A 22,028-nucleotide genomic window follows, 5' to 3' on the forward strand; every position below is an offset into this window, starting at 1 on the left:
TTGCTGTCGTCAATCCTGAGTTCGCCACCCTGGCCTCGCCGTGCGCTGCTGTCGCTGCTTTGCCTGGCCTGGACCGGCACCTGGGCCCAATCCGAGGAAGACCTGAGCCAGGTCTATGGCGATAGCGCGACCATCTCCATCGCCACCGGCCGGCGCCAGAGCCTGCGCCGCGCGCCGGCCGTGGCCTCGGTGTTCACGGCCGAGGACATACGCGCCCTGGGTCTCAACGACCTGCACGAACTCTTGAACCTGGTGCCGGGTCTGAACGTGGCCGTCTCACCGCTGGTCAACGAGCCCGAGGTGCAGTTCCGCGGCATCACCAGCACCTTCAACCAGCAGGTGCTGCTGCTGGTCAACGGCATGCGCTGGCAGTCGCCCTATTACGGGCGCCCAGAAGAGGTCTGGGCCCGGCTGCCGCTGGACAACGTGGAACGCGTCGAGGTGATACGCGGGCCGGGATCGGCTCTCTACGGCGCCGATGCCTTTGCCGGCGTCATCAACGTGATCACCCGCACCGACAGCGGCTTCCAGGGCCAGGAGCTGCGGCTGCGGGCCGGCCGCTTCGGCACCGCCGGCTTCGGCGCCCTGCTGGGCGGTCAGCGGGGCGAGCTGCGCTACAGCCTGCATGCCGGCGCCGAGACCAGCCGCGGCGCCCGCTCCCTGATTGACTTCGACGCCCAGAGCGGCGTCGATCAGTTGCTGGGCACTCATGCCTCGCTGGCGCCAGGACCTGTGAACCGGTCCTACACCGCCTTGGACCTGGCCCTGGGCGCCGAGTGGCGCGGCTGGCGTCTGCATCTGCAGGGCAAGTTCAGGCGCACCGGCACCAACCAGGGCCTGGCCCATGCGCTGGATCCCAAGGGCTGGGTCAGCAACCATGTGGGCTCGGCCCAGCTGTCCTACACCGAGACCGATTGGCTGCCGCAATGGGACCTGCAGGCCCAGCTCGCCTACACCCATCAGTCGGAAAAAGCCCTGGTCAATCTGTTTCCGGCCGGGGCCTTTGGCGGCCTGTTTCCAAACGGTGTCATTGGAGCTCCGGACCGGCAGGAAGGCGACGGCGAAGCCTCGGTCCAGCTGAGCTACCGGGGCTGGGCCGACCACCGGCTGCGGCTGGGCGCCGGCTGGCGCCGCTCGTTCATGAACCATGTCCGCGAGCGCAAGAACTTCAGCCAGCCCGACATCGTCACCCTGATCAACCTGGGGCGCCTGGAAGAGGCCGGCCCCGGCAACATCTACATCGTGCCGGCGCAGCGCAGCAGCGAGAACCTGCTGATCCAGGACGAATGGACACTCGCCCGCGACTGGACGCTGACCGCAGGCCTGCGGCATGACCGCGATTCGCAGTTCGGCGGCGTGACCATTCCGCGCCTGGCCCTGGTCTGGGACGCGGCCTACAACCTGAGCTTCAAGCTGCTGCACGGGCGGGCCTTCCGGGCGCCGGCCTTCGTCGAGCTCTACGTGGTCAACAACCCGGCCTACTTCGGCAACCCGCAGCTTGCGCCCGAGCGTATGGCGATGAGCGAGGCGGTGATGGACTGGCAGGTCTCGCGCAGCCTGCAGACGCGACTGAACCTGTTCCGCTACCAGATGGACGACATCCTGAGGTTCGTGCCCTCGGCCGATCCAGCCCTGGGCGCCAAGATGGGCAACCTCGGCAGGCAGACCGGCCATGGCTTCGAATGGGAATGGCGCTGGCTGCCGGCCGACGGCTGGCGGATTGGCGGCAACCTGTCGCATCAGCGCTCGTTCGACGAACTCACGCAACGCGATGCCGGCACCGTGCCTCACTGGATGCTGAAGATGGTGGCCGACTGGCAAATCATGCCGGACTGGTCGCTCAGCCTGCAGGGCCGCCGCGTGGCCGGCCGACAGCGCACGGCGGGCGACCCGCGTCTGCCGATTCCCGACTACAGCTGGTTCGACCTGGTGCTGCAATGGCGCGCCCAGCCTGCGCGCGGCTGGAGCCTGGACCTGCTGGTCCGCAACCTCTTCAATGCCGATGCCCGCGACCCCAGCCCCGCACCGGGTGCCGTGCCGCGCGACCTGCCGCTGTCCGGCCGCGCCTGGACCATGCAGGCGACCTATCGCTTCTAGCTGCGCCTGGAGATGAAGCGCCGTCAGCGCTGAGGGGACGAAGCGCCGGCACCCGAATCCAGCACACCGCAACCGATCCAGATGTCGCCGACCCGCTCGATGTAGGACAGCTTGGGTTCGACTCGCTTGGTCAGCCGATTCGGCCACATGTAGCGAATCCACCCCCGGCCGTCCGGACTGGCAGCCACCCGGTTGGCGTCGCGAATCAGGAAGCGCCCGTTCGCGTCCCGCATGTCCAGCAATTTCTTGCCCACCATCTTGGGATTCTGGCCATGCGCCAGCGCCACGCCGTCGCCGTTGGCGCCGTAGACAAAGAAGTACAGCTCGCCTTTGACGAATGGGCCCTTGGGGTCGTTGAAGGCGGCCAGGGCCTTGACCCGGCCATTCGCCTGGTAAAAGGCCACGCCCTGCCTAACCAGGGCCACCGCCTCCTCGGGCGTCGCTCGCGATTCGGCCAGGACGCCGCAAGGCATCAGGCACAAGCCCAAAAGCCAGGCGCGACGCCTGCCATTCACCGGTGAACGGCGGTCTTGAATTCCTTGATTGCTGCTTTGCATCCTTGCAGGCCCGGCAGGCGGATCGGCATCCACGACGAAGACGGGAAACCCCGCGATTCTCGCCGCGGTCAGCGCTTTGCATCCAGCGGCGCCAGCAAAGAAAAAGCCCGTCACAAGGACGGGCTTTTCAGTCTGGCGGAGTCGGAGGGATTCGAACCCTCGATGCAGGTTTTGCCCACATACTCCCTTAGCAGGGGAGCACCTTCGGCCACTCGGTCACGACTCCAGAAGAGCCTCGCAGTATAGCAGCGTTTTTTCGGCTCTCCGGCCTCGTCAGGCCGAAACTTCCTGGTCCAGTTCAAAGGCCTTGTGCAGGGCGCGCACGGCCAGTTCCATGTACTTCTCGTCGATCACCACCGAGGTCTTGATCTCGCTGGTGGAGATCATCTGGATGTTGATGCCCTCCTCGCTCAGCGAGCGGAACATCTTGGAAGCCACGCCCACATGCGAGCGCATGCCGATGCCGACGATGGAGACCTTGCAGATCTTGGCATCTCCCATGACCTTGGCGGCCTGCACGGCAGGGCCCACGGTCTTCTCGAGCAGCTCGATGGCGCGCTGGTAGTCGTTGCGGTGCACCGTGAACGAGAAGTCGGTCTTGCCGTCCTGCGAGACGTTCTGGATGATCACGTCCACATCGATGTTGGCCTCGGCCACCGGGCCCAGGATCTGGAACGCGATGCCGGGCTTGTCGGGCACGCCCAGCAGGGTCACCTTGGCTTCGTCACGGTTGAAGGCGATGCCGGACACGACGGCTTGTTCCATGTTTTCGTCCTCTTCAAAACTGATCAAGGTGCCGGACTTGGCTTCCTCGTTGATGTCGATGTCCCAGGGCGTGAAGCTGGACAGCACGCGCAGCGGCACGCGGTACTTGCCGGCGAACTCGACCGAGCGGATCTGCAGGATCTTGGAGCCCAGCGAAGCCATCTCCAGCATCTCTTCGAAGCTGATGGTGTGCAGGCGGCGCGCCTCGGGCACGATGCGCGGGTCGGTGGTGTAGACGCCGTCCACGTCGGTATAGATCAGGCATTCATCGGCCTTGACCGCAGCGGCGATGGCCACGGCCGAGGTGTCGGAGCCGCCACGACCCAGGGTCGTGATGTTCATGTCCTCGTCCACGCCCTGGAAGCCGGTGATCACCACCACCTTGCCCGCAGCCAGGTCGGCACGGATGCGCTTGTCGTCGATGCTCTCGATGCGGGCCTTGGTGTACGAGGAGTCGGTCGCCACCGGCACCTGCCAGCCGGTGTAGCTGACCGCCTCGACGCCTTCGGCCTGCAGCGCGATGGCCAGCAGCCCGACCGAGACCTGCTCGCCGGTGGAGGCAATCATGTCCAGCTCACGCGCCAGCGAGGCCGAATGCGTGGACGGCGACAACTCCTTGGCCAGGCCCAGCAGGCGGTTGGTCTCGCCACTCATGGCCGAGGGCACGACCACCATCTGATGGCCGGCTCGCGCCCATTTGGCGACGCGCTTGGCGACGTTGCGGATGCGGTCGGTGGAACCCATCGACGTGCCGCCGTACTTGTGAACTATCAGTGCCATGGGGATTCTTGCTGCGCGGTTTATTGGGGTTGCACCGCTTGCGCTGCGTCGCGAATGCAGCCGCCGATTCTATCTATCGCATTGCAGCAATTGGCCGCCGCCGGTTACGGCGCCACATCAGGAATCCAGTGCAGCTGCAGCCTTGGAGCCGTACCGCTGGCGAGGCTTCGGCCATCGATGCCGAGGCCGGGCACGAACAGTAGCTGCTCCCCTGAAAACAGCAGCGGCCCCTGGCGTCGCCAGGCCGGCACGCCCTCGGTCTGGAAGCATTTCTTGAGGCTGCGCGGCAGGCCCTTGGGGCCGCGCTGGAACTGCTCGCCGCCGCTGCGTTCGCGCATGTTCAAGCATCGCAAGACATCTTCCGAAGCCCCTTCGGTCGCGCTCGGGGCGACCTGCCAGCTACCTTGCCAGCCGGGCTGCGGATAGAGGCCGGGCCGGCTGAGGTCAAGCTGGATCACCGGCCGGGCCTCGGTCGGCGGCTCCGCCATGAGCTCGAAACTCAGGCGGCCGCGATAGAGGCGGAGCATGCCGTCACTGCAAGGCCAGGCGCCCTCTTCCCGCGCCTCGATCAGCAATCGCTTCACCAGACTGGCAGGCGCCGCTTCGCCCAGCTCGGCCTGCAGCCAGGCGCGCAGGGCATTGCTGGCGCGAGCCTCAGAAAGCTGACGCAGGCCGGCCCAGTCCAGGCCCGCATCATCAAGCAGGCCAGCCAGGTCCAGTGCGGCCATTTCTCGCTGCAGGTCCAGAGCCTGCTGCGCCCAGGCTGCCGACTGGGCCAGGGCTGCCTCGGCTTGTGGGAAAGCATTGCCTAGCGCCGGCCAGACCGCCAGCCGCAGCCGGTTGCGGGCATAGCGCTCATCGGCATTGCTGTCGTCTTCTATGAAGCTGAGACCCTGTTCGGCGAGATAGGCCTCGATGGCCTCGCGGGGCCGCTCGAGCCAGGGTCTGGCCCAGACCAAGCCATCGCGGGTCTGTTCCGCCGGCATTGCTGCCAGCCCGGCAGCGCCAACGCCGCGCAGGGCCTGCAGCATGAAGGTCTCGGCCTGGTCCCGCCGGTGCTGGGCCAGCAGCAGCAGCGTCGCCCCCTGCTCAGTCGCCAGGGTCTGCAGCGCCTCATAGCGCCCTTCGCGAGCCCAGGCTTCCACGCTCTGGCCTGGTGCGGGAGCACCGTTCAGCCGGTGGGCAAGAAAGGAGACCGGCAGACCATCCGCATGCCAGTGTTCGCACTGGGCGCGGCAATGCAGCAGCCAGTCGTCGGCATGGCGACTCAGTCCATGGTGGACATGCAAGGCAAGCACCCGCAGACCCAGTTCACGGGCGCTGCGGGCGGTCGCATGAAGAAGCGCAGTGGAATCGCGGCCGCCGCTGTAGGCAACGGCCACCGTTCCCGTCAGAGGCTCAGCGGTTCTTGGTGTCGCTGAAACGGCCATAGGCCTGCAGGCGCTCGTAGCGGCGCTCCAGCAGCTCGGCCGGCTTCAGGTCACTGACCTGGCGCAGCGCGTCGCCCAAGGCGCGCTTGAGGCTGGCGGCCGCCTGCTTGGGATCGCGGTGGGCGCCACCGACCGGCTCGTTGACGATCTTGTCGATCAGGCCCAGGGCCTTCAGGCGGTGGGCGGTGATGCCCAGGGCCTCGGCCGCTTCGGCCGCGCGGGCCGACGACTTCCAGAGGATGGAGGCACAACCTTCCGGCGAGATCACCGAATAGGCAGCGAACTGCAGCATCAGCACCTGGTCGGCCACGCCAATGGCCAGCGCGCCGCCGGAGCCGCCTTCGCCGATCACGGTGGCGATGATGGGCACTTCCAGCTGGGCCATCTCGAAGATGTTTTTGCCGATGGCTTCGGACTGGCCGCGCTCCTCGGCACCGATGCCGGGATAGGCACCCATGGTGTCGATGAAGGTGAACACCGGCAGGCCGAACTTCTCGGCCAGCTTCATCAGGCGCAGGGCCTTGCGATAGCCCTCAGGGCGCGGCATGCCGAAGTTGCGCAGCGTGCGCTCCTTGGCGTCGCTGCCGCGCTGGTGGCCGACCACCATGCAGGGCTGGCCGTTGAAGCGGGCCAGGCCGCCGACGATGGCGGCGTCATCGGCGAAATGGCGGTCGCCGTGCAGTTCCTGGAACTCGGTGAAGACCTCGTTGCAGTAGTCCAGCGTCTGCGGACGCTGCGGGTGGCGGGCCACCTGGTAGGTCTGCCAGGGCGCCACGCTGCCGTAGATGTCCTTGGTCAGCTGCTGGCTCTTCTTGCTCAGCCGGTCGATCTCTTCCGAGATGTCGACGGCGGATTCGCTCTGCACGTAGCGAAGTTCTTCGATCTTGCTTTCAAGTTCGGCGATCGGCTGCTCGAACTCGAGGAAATGTCGTTTGCTCATCCTGCTTGGGTCTCTCAGTGATGATGGGCCTGCGGGGCGGGCGGCATGCCGTCGGTAGACAGCGGTCGGGCGCCGGAAGTCTGCCTGGACGGGTCAGTAGTCAACAGGCAGGGGGTCGAGGCTGCGCCAAATGTACCATGTGGCGACCGAGCGGTAGGGTGCCCAGGCGTCCCCCACCTCGCGCGCTTCAGCCCGCGAAACCGGCTCGCCGGAGAAGTAGTTTTCGCTGATGCCCTTGAGCAGACCCAGGTCGTCCAGCGGCATCACATTGGGCCGCATCAGGTGGAAGATCAGGAACATCTCGGCCGTCCAGCGGCCTATGCCCCGGATCGCAACCAGCTCGTCAATGATGGCTTCGTCGTCCATCTGCTGCCATTGGCGCACATGAACCTTGCCGGCCTCGAAGCTCTGCGCCAGGTCGGTCAGGTATTCGACCTTGCGGGCCGACAGGCCGACGCCGCGCAACTGCTCGACCGACAGGCCCAGGACGCTGACCGGCTGGATCTTGGTCGAAGGGCCGCTGGTCAGGGCCGCAAAACGGTCCCAGACCGCCTGGGCGGCCTTGACCGAGATCTGCTGGCCGACCACCGAGCGGGCCAGCGTGGTGAACGCATCGCCCTTGCTCTGCAGCCGGGCCTCGCCGAACTGCGGAATCAGCTTCTTCATCACCCGGTCGCGCTTGACCAGGTGGCGGCAGGCCTCGTCCCAATAGTCCGGGGTCACCCCCGCCGATGCGCGCGCCATCGGCTCAGGCCTTCACCCAGGTCGTGCCTTGCGGCGTGTCCTTGAGCTCGATGCCCTGGGCGGCCAGTTCCTTGCGGATGCGGTCGGCCTCGGCAAAGTCCTTGGCGGCCTTGGCGGCGGCGCGGGCTTCGATCTGAGCCTGGATCGCCGCCTCGTCGAGGCCGGCGCCACCTTGCAGATAGGCCTTGGGCGCCTGCTGCAGGATGCCAAGCGTCGCGCCGAGAGCCTTCATCAGACGGGCGTCGCCCAGCGAGCGGCTGCGGTTCAGCTCGGTGGCCAGCTCGAACAGCTGGGCGATGGCGCCCGGCGTGTTGAAGTCGTCGTCCATGGCCGCCTTGAAAGCCGCCGCCTGCGGATGGCTCCAATCGACCTCGCCGGCCTCGACCTCGCCCACGCCGTCCAGCGCCGTGTAGAGGCGGCGCAGCGCGCTACGGGCATCGTCCAGGTGGGCGTCGCTGAAGTTGAACGGGCTGCGGTAGTGGGTGCGCAGCATGAAGTAGCGCAGCGTCTCGCCGTCGAACTTCTTCAGCACGTCCTGGATGGTGAAGAAGTTGCCCAGGCTCTTGGACATCTTCTCGTTGTCCACGTTCAGGAAGCCGTTGTGCATCCAGGTGTTGACGAACGGGTGGCCCAGGGCGCCCTCGCTCTGGGCGATCTCGTTCTCGTGGTGCGGGAACTGCAGGTCCATGCCGCCGCCATGGATGTCGAAGCGCTCGCCCAGCAGGGCGCAGCTCATGGCCGAGCATTCGATATGCCAGCCGGGACGGCCGGCACCGAAGTCGCTGGCGTACTTGGCGTCCTCGGGTTCGGTCGCCTTGGCCGCCTTCCAGAGCACGAAGTCCAGCGGGTCGAGCTTGCCTTCATCGACAGCAATGCGTTCACCGGCGCGCAGGTCGTCCAGCGACTTGCCGGACAGCTTGCCGTATCCCTCGAACTTGCGGACTGCGTAGTTCACGTCGCCGTTGCTGGCGCGGTAGGCCAGGCCCTTGCCTTCCAGCGTGCCGATCATGCTGAGCATCTGCGGCACGTACTCGGTGGCGCGCGGCTCATGCGTGGCCCGCTCGACGCCAAGGGCGCCGATGTCGCGGTGCATGGCGGCAATCATCTCGTCGGTCAGCGCGCGTATGGACATGCCTCGCTCGACGGCGCGCTTGATGATCTTGTCGTCGATGTCGGTGATGTTGCGCACATAGGTGACCTTGTAGCCCGAGGCCTTGAGCCAGCGCTGCACCACATCGAAGGCCATCATCATGCGGGCATGGCCCACGTGACAGAGGTCGTAGATGGTCATGCCGCAGACATACATGCGGGCATGGCCAGGCTCGATGGGGGCAAAGGGCTCGACCGCGCGGGTCAGGGTGTTGTAGATGCGCAGGGACATGGAACTTCGATGAACCGGCCGCCGGGCAAAGCAGCGCCTGGCAATCGGTGGACTCTAGGGGTGGATTCGGGCGCTACAGGCATGCCGCGGCAGGACCGGACAGACCAGGGACACGCGCCTTAGAATGCCGATCCAGTATACCGACAGGGTCCGGCGCACGTGCTGAGCACCGACCCTGACCCGGCGCGCAACACCGCCGCGCCGATCAGCGAAAAACCTACAAGATGTCCCAATCCTGGCGCCCTGCCCGGCTGATCGCCCTGCTTGCCCTGGCCCTGCCCCTGCTCGTGCAGGCGGTGGCCCCGCTCGATGAAGCCCAGGCGCTCTGGCATGCCGGCAAGCGCGACCAGGCCATCGCCGCCGTCGAGCGCCTGGTCAGCCAGTCGCCCAACGAAGCCAAGCCCCGCTTCGCGCTGGCCGTGATGCGCATGGAACTGGGCCAGATGGAGTTGGCGGCCAAGCTGTTCACCACCCTGACCCAGGACTTCCCCGACCTGGCCGACCCGTTCAACAACCTGGCCGTGATCCTGGCCGGCCGCGGCGACCTGGACGGCGCCCGCCAGGCCCTGGAGCAGGCGGTCCGCCTGCAGCCCGACCATGCGCTGGCGCAGGAGAACCTGGGTGACGTGCTGCTGCGCCTGGCGGCCCGCGCGTACGAGCAGGCCGCCAAGCTGACCAGCCCGAACCAGGCCCAGGCGGCGATGAAGCTGAACCGTTCCCGTGAGCTGATTGCCAGCAACGCGCGCAACGCAGCCCGCTAGGCCACAATCGCCTCTCCGGCCGGCCACCCGCCGCGCCACCCTTCTTTTCCTCGCCCACCCAAGCCGATGAACCTCTTCGCTGCCAAGAGCCTGAAGTCCCTCGCCGCCTTGTCCGCCGGTCTGCTGATCAGCAGCGCGGCCCTGGCCCAGACCATCGTCAAGCTGGCCACCACGGCCGGCGACATCCGCATCGAGCTGGATGCCGAGAAGGCGCCCAAGTCGGTGGCCAACTTCATCGCCTATGTGAAGGCCGGCCACTACAACGGCCTGATCTTTCATCGCGTGATCGAGAACTTCATGATCCAGACCGGCGGCTACAGCGCCGACCTGAAGCAGCGCCCGACCAAGGCGCCGATTCCGCTTGAGAGCCGCAACGGCCTGAACAATGTGCGCGGCACCATCGCCATGGCGCGTAGCAGCGACCCGAACTCGGCCACCTCGCAGTTCTTCATCAACACCGTCGACAACCCCTTCCTCGACGCCGAGAACGCCCGCGACGGCAACGGCTACGCCGTCTTCGGCCGCGTGATCGAGGGCATGGAAGTCGTCGACCAGATCCGCGCCACGCCGGTGGCGCCCAAGACCGAATCGTTCCCGCACATGCCGGTGACGACCATCCTGATCAACAAGGCCACCGTGGAGTCCAAGAAATGAGCGATACCAAGACCGTCGAACTGCAGACCAACAAGGGCGTGATCCGCCTGGAGCTGGACGCCGCCAAGGCCCCGATCAGCGTGGCCAACTTCCTGTCCTATGTGCAGAAGGGCCACTACGACGGCACGGTGTTCCACCGCGTCATCAAGGGCTTCATGATCCAGGGCGGCGGCATGGAAGCCGGCATGAAGCAGAAGGCCACCGATGCGCCTATCCAGAACGAGGCGAACAACGGCCTGACCAACGACCACTACACGGTCGCCATGGCCCGTACCAACGCCCCGCACTCGGCCTCCAGCCAGTTCTTCATCAACACCACCAACAACGGCTTCCTGAACTTCAAGTCCGAGTCGCCCTCGGGCTGGGGCTATGCCGTGTTCGGCAAGGTCATCGAAGGCAAGGACATCGTCGACGCCATTGAAAAGGTCAAGACCGGCCGCAGCGGCTTTCATGACGATGTGCCGCTGGAAGATGTGGTGATCGAGCGCGCGATTGAAATCGCCTGAGATCCCGACGCCGACGGCCCTGATCGCGCCGCCTGAATGGAGCGCGATCGACCTGCTGTCGGACCTGCACCTGTCGCCCGAGCTGCCGCACACCGTCGCGCGCTTGCGCCAGCATCTGGCCGAGACGCCGGCTTCGGCCGTGCTGCTGCTGGGCGACATCGTCGAAGTCTGGCTGGGCGACGATGCCCGGCACGAAGGCTTCGAGGCCGAAATCGCTGCCCTGCTGCGTGAAGCAGCGGCCCAGCGTCCGCTGTACTACATGATCGGCAACCGCGACTTCCTGGTCGGCACCGAGATGCTTGCCGACTGCGGCATGCAGGCCCTGCCCGATCCGACGCTGTTGCAGGCATTCGGACAGCGCGTGCTGCTGACCCATGGCGATGCCCTGTGCCTCGCCGACGCCGACTACCAGCGCTTCCGCGCCATGGTCCGCAACCCCGAGTGGCAGCGCCAGACCCTGGCCCGCCCGCTGGCCGAGCGCCAGGCGCTCGCGCGCCAATTGCGCGGCGCCAGCCAGCAAAAGCAGGCGATGCAGGAGACCTGGTCCGACCTGGATGCCGAGGCCTGCGTCGAGTGGCTGAACGCCGCCGATTGCAAGACCCTGATCAATGGCCACACCCACAGGCCCATGGTCCACGAGCTCGGCGAGGGCCGCCAGCGCTGGGTGCTGTCCGACTGGGACTTCGACGGCGAACAGCCGCGCGGCGACGTGCTGCGCCTGACGGCCGCCGGCCTGCAGCGCATCCAGCTCGCCGCTTGAGATGTTCGGCCGCCTGCTCCAGGCCTGGCGCGAGCGCCGCGAAGCCGAGCTGCTGCGCCGCCATGCCATCCCCGAACAGCTGTGGCAGCTGACGCTGCTGCGCTACCCCTTCCTCGCCGACCGCAGCGCCGATGACCTGGCGGAGCTGCGCCGGCTGAGCTCGCTCTTCCTCGCCAGCAAGGAGTTCCACGGCGCCGGCGGCTTCGAGGTCACCGACGAGGTGGCCCTGGCCATAGCCGCCCAGGCCTGCCTGCCGGTCTTGAAGCTGGGCCTGTCCTGGTACGGGGGCTTCGTGGGCATCGTCGTTCACCGCGAGGAGGTGCTGGCGCCTCGCGAGGTGATGGACGAAGACGGCGTGGTCCACCGCTACGAGGAAGTGCTGGCCGGCGAGGCCATGGAAGGCGGGCCCTTGATGCTGGCCTGGAGCGAGGCCGACGCGCCGAGCAGCGAGCCGGACGCGATCTACAACGTGGTGATCCACGAGTTCGCCCATGTGATCGACATGCGCGATGGCTGGGCCGACGGCGTGCCGCCGCTGGCCAGCCTGGCCGAGCGCGAGGCCTGGCTGGATGTCATCGAAGCCGAATGGGACGAGTTCTGCCAGCGCGTCGAAGGGGGCGAGATGACGCTGATCGACCCTTATGGAGTCGAGGCGCTGGAAGAATTCTTCGCCGTCGCCGTCGAGGCCTTCTTCGTAGCGCCACTGGAGATGAAAAAAGAGCAGCCGCGCTTGTACGGGCTGCTCTCGGGCTTCTTCAGGCAGGACTGAGGAAGCGGCCTTTCTAGTCGGTAGTCGCTGGCTCGGCCTTGGGCTTGTTGTCCTTGGGCTGCTTCAGCGGCTGGATGTCCAGCGCGGTATTGCCCTCGGCGTCCACGTCCACGCGCAGGCGGCCGCCGTCTACCAGCTTGCCGAACAGCAGTTCGTCCGCCAGCGCGCGGCGAATCGTGTCCTGGATCAGGCGCTGCATGGGCCGGGCGCCCATCAGCGGATCGAAGCCCTTCTTGGCCAGGTGCTTGCGCAGCTCGTCGCTGAAAGTGACCTCAACCTTCTTCTCGGCCAGCTGGCTTTCCAGCTGCAGCAGGAACTTGTCGACCACACGCAGGATGATCTCCTCGTCCAGCGCACGGAAGGACACGATGGCATCCAGGCGGTTGCGGAACTCGGGCGTGAACAGGCGCTTGATGTCGGCCATCTCGTCGCCCTGTTCGCGGGCGTTGGTGAAGCCTATGGTCGACTTGTTCATGGTCTCGGCGCCCGCATTCGTCGTCATGATGATGATGACGTTGCGGAAGTCGGCCTTGCGCCCGTTGTTGTCGGTCAGCGAGCCGTGGTCCATCACCTGCAAGAGCACGTTGAAGACGTCCGGATGTGCCTTTTCGATTTCGTCGAGCAGGAGCACCGCATGCGGCTTCTTGGTGATGGCTTCGGTGAGCAGGCCACCCTGGTCGAAGCCCACATAGCCCGGAGGCGCGCCAATCAGGCGGCTCACGGCATGGCGCTCCATGTACTCCGACATGTCGAAGCGGATCAGCTCTATACCCAGGATGTAGGCCAGTTGCTTGGCGACTTCCGTCTTGCCGACACCGGTGGGGCCGCTGAAAAGGAAGCTGCCGATGGGCTTGTCCGGCTTGCCAAGACCCGAGCGCGCCATCTTGATGGCAGCGGCCAGAGCGTCAATGGCCGGCTCCTGGCCGAAGACCACGCTCTTGAGGTCGCGGTCCAGGCTCTTGAGCTTGCCGCGGTCATCCGTCGACACCGAAGCCGGCGGGATGCGCGCGATCTTGGCGACGATGTCCTCGACCTCGGCGCGGGTGATGGTCTTCTTCTGCTTGCTCTTGGGCAGGATGCGCTGGGCGGCACCGGCCTCGTCGATCACGTCGATGGCCTTGTCCGGCAGGTGCCTGTCGTTGATGTACTTGGCCGACAGCTCCGCCGCAGCCTGCAAAGCGCCCAAGGCGTACTTGACGCTGTGGTGCTCTTCGAAGCGCGACTTCAGGCCCTTGAGGATCTCAATGGTCTGCTCGACCGAGGGTTCATTCACGTCCACCTTCTGGAAGCGACGTGACAGCGCGGCGTCCTTCTCGAAGATGCCGCGGTACTCGGTGAAGGTGGTCGCGCCAATGCACTTCATCGCGCCGGAGCTCAGGGCCGGCTTGAGCAGATTGCTCGCGTCCAGCGTGCCACCGGAGGCGGCGCCCGCGCCGATCAGCGTGTGGATCTCGTCGATGAAGAGGATGGCATGCGGCTGTTCCTTCAGCTGCTTGAGCACGGCCTTGAGGCGCTGCTCGAAGTCGCCGCGGTACTTGGTGCCCGCCAAGAGCGCGCCCATGTCCAGCGAATAGACCACGCTGTCGCCCAGCACGTCGGGCACATCGCCCTCGGTGATGCGCCAGGCCAGACCTTCGGCGATGGCGGTCTTGCCCACGCCGGCTTCGCCGACCAGCAGCGGGTTGTTCTTGCGGCGGCGGCACAGCACCTGCACCACCCGCTCGACCTCCAGCTCGCGGCCGATCAGCGGGTCGATCTTGCCGTCCTTGGCCAGCTGGTTCAGGTTCTGCGTGAACTGCTCCAGCGGCGAACCCTTGCCACCGCCCTGGCCTTCAGCTTCCTCGCGCTCGCCGCCCTCCTGTCCGGAGCCATTGGAATCCTGGTTCTTGGGCGGCTCGGGCGGTTCGCTCTTCTTGATGCCGTGGGCGATGTAGTTCACCACGTCCAGCCGGGTCACGCCCTGCTGGTGCAGGTAGTAGACCGCGTGCGAATCCTTCTCGCCGAAGATGGCCACCAGCACATTGGCGCCGGTCACTTCCTTCTTGCCGGAGCCGGTGGACTGCACATGCATGATGGCGCGCTGGATCACGCGCTGGAAGCCCAGCGTGGGCTGGGTGTCGACCTCTTCGGTGCCGCCCACGGTGGGCGTGTTTTCCTTGATGAACTGCGCCAGGCTCTTGCGCAGGTCTTCGATGTTGGCCGAACAGGCGCGCAGCACCTCGGCCGCCGATGGGTTGTCCAGCAGGGCCATCAGCAGATGTTCGACGGTGATGAACTCGTGGCGCTGCTGGCGCGCTTCGACAAACGCCATGTGCAGGCTGACTTCAAGCTCTTGCGCAATCATGCGGCCTCCATAATGCACTGCAGCGGATGGCCGGCGCGGCGCGCAGCGGCCAGCACCAGCTCAACCTTGGTCGCGGCCACGTCCTTGGTGTAGGTCCCGCAGACGCCCCGACCCTCGTGGTGGATTTTGAGCATGATCTGGGTCGCCGTATCCAGGTCGTGGCGAAAAAATTCCTGCAACACCATCACGACAAACTCCATGGGCGTGAAATCGTCATTCAGCAGCAGCACCTGGTAGAGCCGCGGAGGCTCAGTCTTCTGAGGCACGCGCTCCAGGATGACGGTGCCGTCCGCATCCTCGCGCCCCGGCTTCACGACAGGGGGCGCGGGCGGCTGGCGGGGGGTATCTGACATGGCCTCGATTCTATCGATTGGGCCATGCCCCTGCCGGGAGCCGACCCAAGCCCAGCTGATGGCCGAATGCCGGATTGCAAGTGCCAAAGCGCCCGGTCCCAGGCCCCCATCTAGGGGTCTGTACGGACCCTTGGTGGAATTGACATGAAGCTGACTCGCCTTTGAGAATCCGCCCCGGTGCATAGACACCGGGATGGAGAATTGGAGAGAGAGTATGCAAACAGGAACAGTCAAGTGGTTCAACGACGCCAAGGGTTTTGGCTTCATCGAGCCTGAATTGGGCGGCGAGGACGTGTTCGCCCATTTCTCGGCAATCAAGATGGAGGGATTCCGAACCCTGAGGCAAGGTGGCAAGGTGAGTTTCGAGCTGGTGCAAGGCCCCAAGGGCCAGCTGGCGCAGAACATCACCCCGATGGACGGCGAAACGCCTCCGCCATCGCTTGCCGAGCTCGGCATCAGCGCCGCGGCCTGATCGACAGATCGCCGCAGCCAAAACGAAGGCCCGCTAACGCGGGCCTTTTCGTTTCTGGGTCCAGCCGCAGTTGCGGACCGGGTTTGCTCGTTCACATATTGGCAATCATCACTTCGCCAAAGCCGGAGCACGACACCTGGGTCGCACCATCCAGCAGGCGGGCGAAGTCGTAGGTGACCTTCTTGCTCAGGACGGAAGCTTCCATCGACGAGATGATCAGGTCGGCCGCCTCGGTCCAGCCCATGTGGCGCAGCATCATCTCGGCCGAGAGGATTTCCGAGCCCGGATTGACGTAGTCCTTGCCGGCGTACTTCGGGGCCGTGCCATGCGTGGCCTCGAACATGGCGACCGAATCGCTCAGGTTGGCGCCCGGCGCGATGCCGATGCCACCGACCTGCGCCGCCAGGGCGTCCGAGATGTAGTCGCCGTTCAGGTTCAGCGTGGCGATCACCGAGTACTCGACCGGGCGCAGCAGGATCTGCTGCAGGAAGGCATCGGCAATCGAATCCTTGACGACGATGTCGCGGCCGGTCTTGGGATTCTTGAACTTGACCCAGGGGCCGCCGTCGATCAGCTCGGCGCCGAATTCCTTCTGCGCCAGCGCGTAGGCCCAGTCACGGAAGCCACCCTCGGTGTACTTCATGATGTTGCCCTTGTGGACGATGGTGACGCTGGGCTTGTCGTTGTCGATGGCGTACTGGATGGCCTTGCGAACCAGGCGCTCCGTGCCCTCACGCGAGACCGGCTTGACGCCAATGCCCGAGGTCTCGGGGAAGCGGATCTTCTTGACGCCGAACTCGTCCTGCAGGAACTTGATCAGCTTCTTCGCCTTGTCGCTCTCGGCCTCGAACTCGATGCCGGCATAGATGTCTTCCGAGTTCTCGCGGAAGATGACCATGTCGGTCTTCTCCGGTTCCTTGACCGGCGATGGCACGCCCTTGAAATAGCGCACCGGGCGCAGGCAGACGTAAAGGTCCAGCTCCTGGCGCAGGGCCACGTTCAGCGAACGGATACCGCCACCCACCGGCGTGGTCAGCGGGCCCTTGATCGAGACCAGGTACTCGCGCAGCACGTCCATGGTCTCGGCCGGCAGCCAGACGTCCGGGCCGTAGACCTTGGTCGCCTTCTCGCCGGCATAGACCTCCATCCAGTGGATCTTCTTCTTGCCGCCATAGGCCTTGGCCACGGCTGCATCGACCACCTTGAGCATCACCGGCGTGATGTCGAAGCCGGTGCCGTCGCCCTCGATGTACGGGACGATGGGTTCGTCCGGCACATTGAGCGACATGTCGGCGTTGACGGTGATCTTGCTGCCCTGCTCAGGCACCTTGATGTGCTGGTACATGAAAGAAGGTCTCCTGCTCAGATCGCGGCCAGCGCGGCGTTGAAGGTAGCGCTCGGGCGCATCACGGCTTCCAGCTTGGCCATGTCGGGCTTGTAGTAGCCACCGATGTCGGCCGGCTTGCCCTGCACGGCCGCCAGCTCGGCCACGATGGTGGCTTCGTTCTCGGAAAGCTGCTTGGCCAGCGGCGCGAACTTGGCGGCCAGCTCGGCGTCGTCGCCCTGCGCGGCCAGGGCCTGGGCCCAGTACAGCGACAGGTAGAACTGGCTGCCGCGGTTGTCCAGCTGGCCGGTCTTGGGGCTGGGGTTCTTGTTGTTGTCCAGCAGCTGGCCGGTGGCGGCATCCAGCGTCTTGGCCAGCAGCTTGGCGCGGGCGTTGTTGTTCTTCAGGCCCAGATCTTCCAGGCTAACGGCCAGGGCCAGGAATTCGCCCAGCGAGTCCCAGCGCAGATGGTTTTCTTCGACCAGCTGCTGCACATGCTTCGGTGCCGAGCCGCCCGCGCCGGTTTCGTACATGCCACCGCCGGCCATCAGCGGCACGATGGACAGCATCTTGGCCGAGGTGCCCAGCTCCATGATGGGGAACAGGTCGGTCAGGTAGTCGCGCAGGATGTTGCCGGTGGCGCTGATGGTGTCCAGGCCGCGGATCACGCGCTCCAGCGTGTAACGCATCGCACGCACCTGGCTCATGATCTGGATGTCCAGGCCCTGCGTGTTGTGCTCATGAAGGTACATCTTGACCTTCGTGATCAGCTGGGCCTCATGCGGGCGGTACTGGTCCAGCCAGAACACCACCGGCATGCCCGAGTTGCGGGCGCGGTTGACGGCCAGCTTGACCCAGTCGCGGATCGCGGCGTCCTTGACCTGGCACATGCGCCAGATGTCGCCCTCTTCCACTTCCTGGCTCATCAGCACTTCGCCGCTGTCCAGGTCGGTGATGTTGGCCGTGCCGGCCTCGGTGATCTCGAAGGTCTTGTCGTGCGAACCGTATTCCTCGGCCTGCTGGGCCATCAGGCCGACGTTGGGCACCGTGCCCATGGTCTTCGGGTCGAAGGCGCCGTGCCACTTGCAGAAGTTGATCATCTCCTGGTAGATGCGGGCGAAGGTCGATTCGGGCATCACGGCCTTGACGTCCTTCAGGCGGCCGTCGGCGCCCCACATCTTGCCGCCCTGACGGATCATGGCCGGCATCGACGCGTCGACGATGATGTCGTTGGGCGAATGGAAGTTGGTGATGCCCTTGGCCGAGTCGACCATGGCCAGCTCCGGGCGGTGCTCATGGCAGGCGTGCAGGTCGCGCTTGATCTCGTCCTGCTTGCTCTGCGGCAGCGTGGCGATCTTGTTGTACAGATCGACCATGCCGTTGTTGACGTTGATGCCCAGCTCCTGGAACAGGGCGCCGTGCTTCTCGAAGGCCTCGCGGTAGAAGATCTTGACGCAATGGCCGAACACGATGGGGTGCGAGACCTTCATCATCGTGGCCTTGACGTGCAGCGAGAACATCACGCCGGTCTGGCGCGCGTCCTCGATTTCCTTTTCATAGAAGTCGAGCAAGGCCTTCTTGCTCATGAACATGCTGTCGATCACCTCGCGGTCCAGCAGCGCCACCTTGGGCTTCAGAACGATGGTCTTGCCGCTCTTCGTGATCAGCTCCATCTTGACGTTACGCGGGCGGTCCAGCGTCATCGACTTTTCGCCGTGATAGAAGTCGCCGCCATGCATGTGCGAGACATGCGAGCGCGAGGCCTGGCTCCAGTCGGCCATGCTGTGCGGGTTCTTGCGGGCGTATTCCTTGACGGCCTTGGGTGCGCGGCGGTCGGAGTTGCCTTCGCGCAGCACCGGGTTCACCGCGCTGCCGACGCACTTGTTGTAGCGGGCGCGGATGTCCTTTTCTTCATCGGTCTTGGGCGATTCCGGGTAATCCGGGATCGCATAGCCCTGACCCTGCAGCTCCTTGATCGCGGCCTTCAGCTGGGCCACCGAGGCGCTGATGTTGGGCAGCTTGATGATGTTGGCCTCGGCCTTCAGCGTCAGCTTGCCCAGCTCGGACAGGCGGTCCGGCACGCGCTGGTCTTCACGCAGGCTCTCCGGGAACTGGCCCAGGATGCGGCCGGCCACGGAGATGTCACTGGTCTCGACATTCACACCCGCCGGCGCCGCGAAGGCGCGGACGATGGGCAGGAACGAGGCGGTCGCCAGCAGCGGCGCTTCGTCGGTCAGGGTGTAGATGATGGTCGGTTGCTGAGTAGTCATGGGGAATCCAGATCGGCCAACAAGCAGGCGCAGGGGGTGGGACAACTAGAGCGGCGATTCTAGGACAGCCGCGCCGGGCTGCGAGCCCCAGTCTTATATAAGTCTTGGCCGCCCGGCGACTCAGGTCGGGAGGCCGCAGATCAGGGCGATCTGCAGCCACAGCCCATGGCCCAGCGCCCAGCCGGAAGCGACGACAAGGCACAAGCCAGCCAGGCGCACCGCCCAGGCCATGCCTTCGCCGCCCAGCGAGCGCTTCAGTACCGCCGGCCCCAGGGCCAGGCCCAGGCCCGAGGCGCCCGCAAATGAGGCCATGACCCCTGCGCCGGCGGCCGGCCCGCTGGCCAGGCTGGCGGTCAGCAACGCCGATTGCAGCAACCCGCAAGGCCAGGCGACCCAGGCCAGGCCAAGCAGGCCGGAGCGGGCCGGCGCCGACAGGCCTACCCGCCCCGCCCCTGCCCCTGGCACGGCCACGCTGACTTCGGCGGTCTGCCGACCGAACTGGGCCAGCCACGCCGGCTGGCGCGCGAAGACCAGCAGGTAGAGCCCCAGCAACAGGGCCGCGCAATGGACGAGCAACCAGAGCGGCCGCAACCAGGCTGCGGCACTACCCAGCCAGGCAAGCGCACCGACACTCGCTGCGGCGAGTGCGCCTGCCACCGAGTAGCTGAGCAGCCGTCCGATCTGGAATGCACCCGCCGAAGCGTGGCCTCCCCGGCTGCAGGCGGCGGACGATGCGCCGCACATGACCAGGCAATGCGGCGTTCCCGCCAACCCCATCAGTAGGGCTGATCCGGCGAGCGCAAGGTCCAGCATGCCGTTGCCCGGGCGTTCAAATGATGCGCGAGAAGCGCGCCCGTTGCTGGTCGGCCTGCAGGTAGCGGTCGAACACCATGGCCACGGCCCGCACGAAGTACCAGCCCAGGGCGGTCACCTGGATGGCGGCCGGCTCGACGACGACCATGCCGGTCTCCTCCAGCCCATGCAGCTGAGCCAGCTCCGACGCAAAGTAGCGCTTGAAGTCGATCAGATGGGCCAGCTCTATCGACTCGAACTCGATCCGGCCCTGGCACATCAGGGCCATGATCACCGCGCGGCGCAGCAGTTCGTCGCGGTTGAGCGCCAGGCCACGGGCCACCGGCAGCTGATCCTGGGCCAGCGCGTCGTAGTACTCCGGCAAGGTCTTGACGCTTTGGCTGTAGGTGGCGCCCACCCGTCCGATGCTGGAGACGCCCAGGCCGATCAGGTCGCAGTCCGGCTGGGTGCTGTAGCCCTGGAAATTGCGGTGCAACCGACCCTGGCGCTTGGCCACGGCCAGGGAATCCTCGTGCAGCGCGAAATGGTCCATGCCGATGTAGCTGTAGCCGTTCGACAGGAAGCCGCCGATGGCCCCGGCCAGCATCTGGATCTTGTCGGCCGCCTGCGGCAGCTGAGCCGCATCGATGCGGCGCTGCGGCTTGAAGCGTTGCGGCAGATGGGCGTAGCCATACAGAGCAATGCGGTCCGGCCTCAGCGAGGCCACCTGCTGCACTGTTCGGGCAAAGCTGGCCGGCGTCTGCAGCGGCAGGCCGTAGATCAGGTCCACATTGATGGACTCGAAGCCCAGCGCCCTCGCCTCCTGCATCAGCGAGACCACGCTGTCATGGCTCTGGATGCGATGCACTGCCTTCTGCACGTCGGGGTCGAAGTCCTGCACGCCGAAGGAAAGCCGGTTGAAGCCGAGCCGGCGCAGATGGGCCAGCCGCCCGGCGTCGACCGTGCGTGGATCAACTTCGATGGACACCTCGGCCCCCGGCTGCAGCCGGAAGGCCTGGCGCAGGTCGGCCATCAGCGCTTCCAGTTCGGCGTCGCTCAGGAAGGTCGGCGAGCCACCACCGAAGTGAAGCTGCGAGACCAGCGGGGCTCGGTCCAGGTGGCGCAGCGTCAAGGCGATCTCTTTGCGCAGCGCCTGCAGGTACTCACCGGCACGCTCATGGTGCTTGGTGATCACCTTGTTGCAGGCGCAGTAGTAGCAGACCGATTCGCAGAAAGGAATATGGACATAGACCGACAGCGGCGCGCTGCCGCCGACCATGTCGCGGCGCTGTTCCAGCGCGCGGATGTACTCGGATTCACCAAAGGCCTCGACGAAACGGTCTGCCGTCGGGTAGGACGTATAGCGTGGTCCGGCCACGTCGAATCGGCGCAGCAGGTCGGCATCGATGCCGGGCGGTGGGGCGGAGAGCGTCTTGACCATGAACGCTACTTTGCCAAGGGCATCGCCAAACGAATTGATGCCGATCAATCTCCCTGCGCATGAGGCATCGAACAATGCGGCTCAGTTTGAGGAGCATCATGCAAGCCGCCACCGCCACCCCCACTGCCGTCAAGCCCGAGCACTTCAAGGTCGCCTGCTCCAGCTGCAATCTGCGCGAGCTTTGCTTGCCGGTGGGCCTGAGCCCTGACAACCTGGACCAGATCGACACCATGGTCGGCAGCCGCAAGTCGGTGCCGCGCGGCGACACCCTGTTCCGCACCGGCGACGAGTTCCAGGCGATCTATGCGGTGCGCACCGGCTTCTTCAAGACCTGCGTCTCGTCCGAGGACGGCCGCGACCAGGTGACCGGCTTCCAGATGGCCGGGGAGCTGCTCGGTCTGGACGGCATCAGCAACGACCGCCACAGCTGCGATGCCGTGGCGCTGGAGGACTCGCAGGTCTGCGTGATTCCGTTCAGCCAGCTGGAGGAGCTCTCGCGCGAGATCAACGACCTGCAGCGCCAGTTCCACAAGATCATGAGCCGCGAGATCGTGCGCGACCACGGCGTGATGCTGCTGCTGGGATCGATGCGCGCCGAGGAACGCCTCGCCGCCTTCCTGCTCAACCTGACTCAGCGCCTCAACGCCCGCGGCTTCTCCGCGTCAAGCCTGGTGCTGCGCATGACCCGCGAGGAAATCGGCAGCTACCTGGGCCTCAAGCTCGAGACCGTCAGCCGCACCTTTTCCAAGTTCCAGGACGAGGGCCTGCTCGAGGTCAAGCAGCGCCAGATCCGCATCCTGGACCAGGCCGGCCTGCAGCAGCTGCTCAACGGCCAAGCCTGCTGACGGGCGGCGGGCATACTGGGCCTTCGCCCACCCTGCCCGTCCC

At 65.9% G+C, this 22,028-nt stretch carries 20 protein-coding genes and 1 tRNA gene; 8 read left to right on the forward strand and 13 right to left on the reverse strand.

From position 1 onward, the window contains the following. A complete protein-coding gene (locus QT382_RS06445; protein ID WP_289253209.1) occupies nt 1-2,097 on the forward strand; it encodes a TonB-dependent receptor plug domain-containing protein in 2,097 nt (698 codons plus the stop codon). A 23-nt stretch (nt 2,098-2,120) separates the two neighbouring features. On the opposite strand, the gene QT382_RS06450 is transcribed toward QT382_RS06445, so the two are convergent. From QT382_RS06450 to cysS, 7 genes are all read right to left on the reverse strand, one after another. Then, the gene (locus tag QT382_RS06450) at nt 2,121-2,768 is read right to left on the reverse strand and encodes a cache domain-containing protein (protein ID WP_289253210.1); all 648 of its coding nucleotides are present in this window, start codon (nt 2,766-2,768) and stop codon (nt 2,121-2,123) included. A 19-nt stretch (nt 2,769-2,787) separates the two neighbouring features. Next, nucleotides 2,788-2,880 (reverse strand) — tRNA-Ser (locus QT382_RS06455). A gap of 47 nt (nt 2,881-2,927) precedes the next feature. Beyond that, on the reverse strand, nt 2,928-4,199 hold the full coding sequence (locus QT382_RS06460; protein WP_289253211.1) for an aspartate kinase: 1,272 nt from the start codon (nt 4,197-4,199) through the stop codon (nt 2,928-2,930). Between the two features lie 104 nt (nt 4,200-4,303). Continuing rightward, entirely contained in the window at nt 4,304-5,581 is a 1,278-nt protein-coding gene (gene tilS, locus QT382_RS06465) for a tRNA lysidine(34) synthetase TilS (protein ID WP_289253212.1), read from the reverse strand. A 16-nt stretch (nt 5,582-5,597) separates the two neighbouring features. Beyond that, the gene (locus QT382_RS06470) at nt 5,598-6,569 is read right to left on the reverse strand and encodes an acetyl-CoA carboxylase carboxyltransferase subunit alpha (RefSeq protein WP_289253213.1); all 972 of its coding nucleotides are present in this window, start codon (nt 6,567-6,569) and stop codon (nt 5,598-5,600) included. A 93-nt stretch (nt 6,570-6,662) separates the two neighbouring features. After that, a complete protein-coding gene (locus QT382_RS06475) occupies nt 6,663-7,313 on the reverse strand; it encodes a DNA-3-methyladenine glycosylase family protein (protein ID WP_289253214.1) in 651 nt (216 codons plus the stop codon). Between the two features lie 4 nt (nt 7,314-7,317). Further along, on the reverse strand, nt 7,318-8,694 hold the full coding sequence (gene cysS / locus QT382_RS06480; protein WP_289253215.1) for a cysteine--tRNA ligase: 1,377 nt from the start codon (nt 8,692-8,694) through the stop codon (nt 7,318-7,320). A gap of 224 nt (nt 8,695-8,918) precedes the next feature. On the opposite strand from cysS, the gene QT382_RS06485 reads away from it, so the two are divergent. The 5 genes from QT382_RS06485 (at nt 8,919) to QT382_RS06505 (ending at nt 12,144) form a co-directional block, all read left to right on the forward strand. Continuing rightward, a complete protein-coding gene (locus QT382_RS06485; protein ID WP_289253216.1) occupies nt 8,919-9,455 on the forward strand; it encodes a tetratricopeptide repeat protein in 537 nt (178 codons plus the stop codon). 66 nt (nt 9,456-9,521) lie between these two features. Further along, on the forward strand, nt 9,522-10,109 hold the full coding sequence (locus tag QT382_RS06490) for a peptidylprolyl isomerase (RefSeq protein WP_289253217.1): 588 nt from the start codon (nt 9,522-9,524) through the stop codon (nt 10,107-10,109). After that, nucleotides 10,106-10,615, forward strand: coding sequence for a peptidylprolyl isomerase (locus QT382_RS06495; protein WP_289253218.1), 510 nt, complete (start codon nt 10,106-10,108; stop codon nt 10,613-10,615). Before QT382_RS06490 ends, QT382_RS06495 begins: the two co-directional genes overlap by 4 nt. Further along, entirely contained in the window at nt 10,602-11,375 is a 774-nt protein-coding gene (locus QT382_RS06500; RefSeq protein ID WP_289253219.1) for a UDP-2,3-diacylglucosamine diphosphatase, read from the forward strand. The genes QT382_RS06495 and QT382_RS06500 overlap by 14 nt, the downstream gene beginning before the upstream one ends. Before the next feature lies 1 nt (nt 11,376). Continuing rightward, complete coding sequence (locus QT382_RS06505) at nt 11,377-12,144, forward strand: M90 family metallopeptidase (RefSeq protein WP_289253220.1); 768 nt, start codon at nt 11,377-11,379, stop codon at nt 12,142-12,144. Between the two features lie 13 nt (nt 12,145-12,157). Here the strand turns inward: QT382_RS06505 and clpA are convergent, their stop codons facing one another. Further along, complete coding sequence (gene clpA / locus QT382_RS06510; RefSeq protein WP_289253221.1) at nt 12,158-14,488, reverse strand: ATP-dependent Clp protease ATP-binding subunit ClpA; 2,331 nt, start codon at nt 14,486-14,488, stop codon at nt 12,158-12,160. Then, the gene (gene clpS / locus QT382_RS06515) at nt 14,485-14,841 is read right to left on the reverse strand and encodes an ATP-dependent Clp protease adapter ClpS (RefSeq protein WP_289253222.1); all 357 of its coding nucleotides are present in this window, start codon (nt 14,839-14,841) and stop codon (nt 14,485-14,487) included. The genes clpA and clpS overlap by 4 nt, the downstream gene beginning before the upstream one ends. A 214-nt stretch (nt 14,842-15,055) precedes the next feature. On the opposite strand from clpS, the gene QT382_RS06520 reads away from it, so the two are divergent. Next, a complete protein-coding gene (locus tag QT382_RS06520) occupies nt 15,056-15,313 on the forward strand; it encodes a cold-shock protein (RefSeq protein ID WP_289253223.1) in 258 nt (85 codons plus the stop codon). Between the two features lie 91 nt (nt 15,314-15,404). On the opposite strand, the gene icd is transcribed toward QT382_RS06520, so the two are convergent. The 4 genes from icd to hemN form a co-directional block, all read right to left on the reverse strand. Next, entirely contained in the window at nt 15,405-16,658 is a 1,254-nt protein-coding gene (icd, locus tag QT382_RS06525) for an NADP-dependent isocitrate dehydrogenase (protein ID WP_289253224.1), read from the reverse strand. Nucleotides 16,659-16,675: 17 nt separating this feature from the next. Continuing rightward, on the reverse strand, nt 16,676-18,907 hold the full coding sequence (locus QT382_RS06530; RefSeq protein WP_289253225.1) for an NADP-dependent isocitrate dehydrogenase: 2,232 nt from the start codon (nt 18,905-18,907) through the stop codon (nt 16,676-16,678). A 120-nt stretch (nt 18,908-19,027) separates the two neighbouring features. Then, the gene (locus QT382_RS06535; protein ID WP_353957258.1) at nt 19,028-19,720 is read right to left on the reverse strand and encodes a sulfite exporter TauE/SafE family protein; all 693 of its coding nucleotides are present in this window, start codon (nt 19,718-19,720) and stop codon (nt 19,028-19,030) included. 16 nt (nt 19,721-19,736) lie between these two features. Beyond that, on the reverse strand, nt 19,737-21,140 hold the full coding sequence (gene hemN / locus QT382_RS06540) for an oxygen-independent coproporphyrinogen III oxidase (RefSeq protein ID WP_289253226.1): 1,404 nt from the start codon (nt 21,138-21,140) through the stop codon (nt 19,737-19,739). A gap of 98 nt (nt 21,141-21,238) precedes the next feature. Here hemN and fnr point away from each other — a divergent pair, with 98 nt between their 5' ends. Further along, entirely contained in the window at nt 21,239-21,985 is a 747-nt protein-coding gene (fnr, locus tag QT382_RS06545) for a fumarate/nitrate reduction transcriptional regulator Fnr (RefSeq protein WP_289253227.1), read from the forward strand. Nucleotides 21,986-22,028 lie beyond the last annotated feature (43 nt).

The sequence above is a fragment of the Pelomonas sp. SE-A7 genome, from assembly GCF_030345705.1.
Classification (GTDB): Bacteria; Pseudomonadota; Gammaproteobacteria; order Burkholderiales; family Burkholderiaceae_C; genus JAUASW01.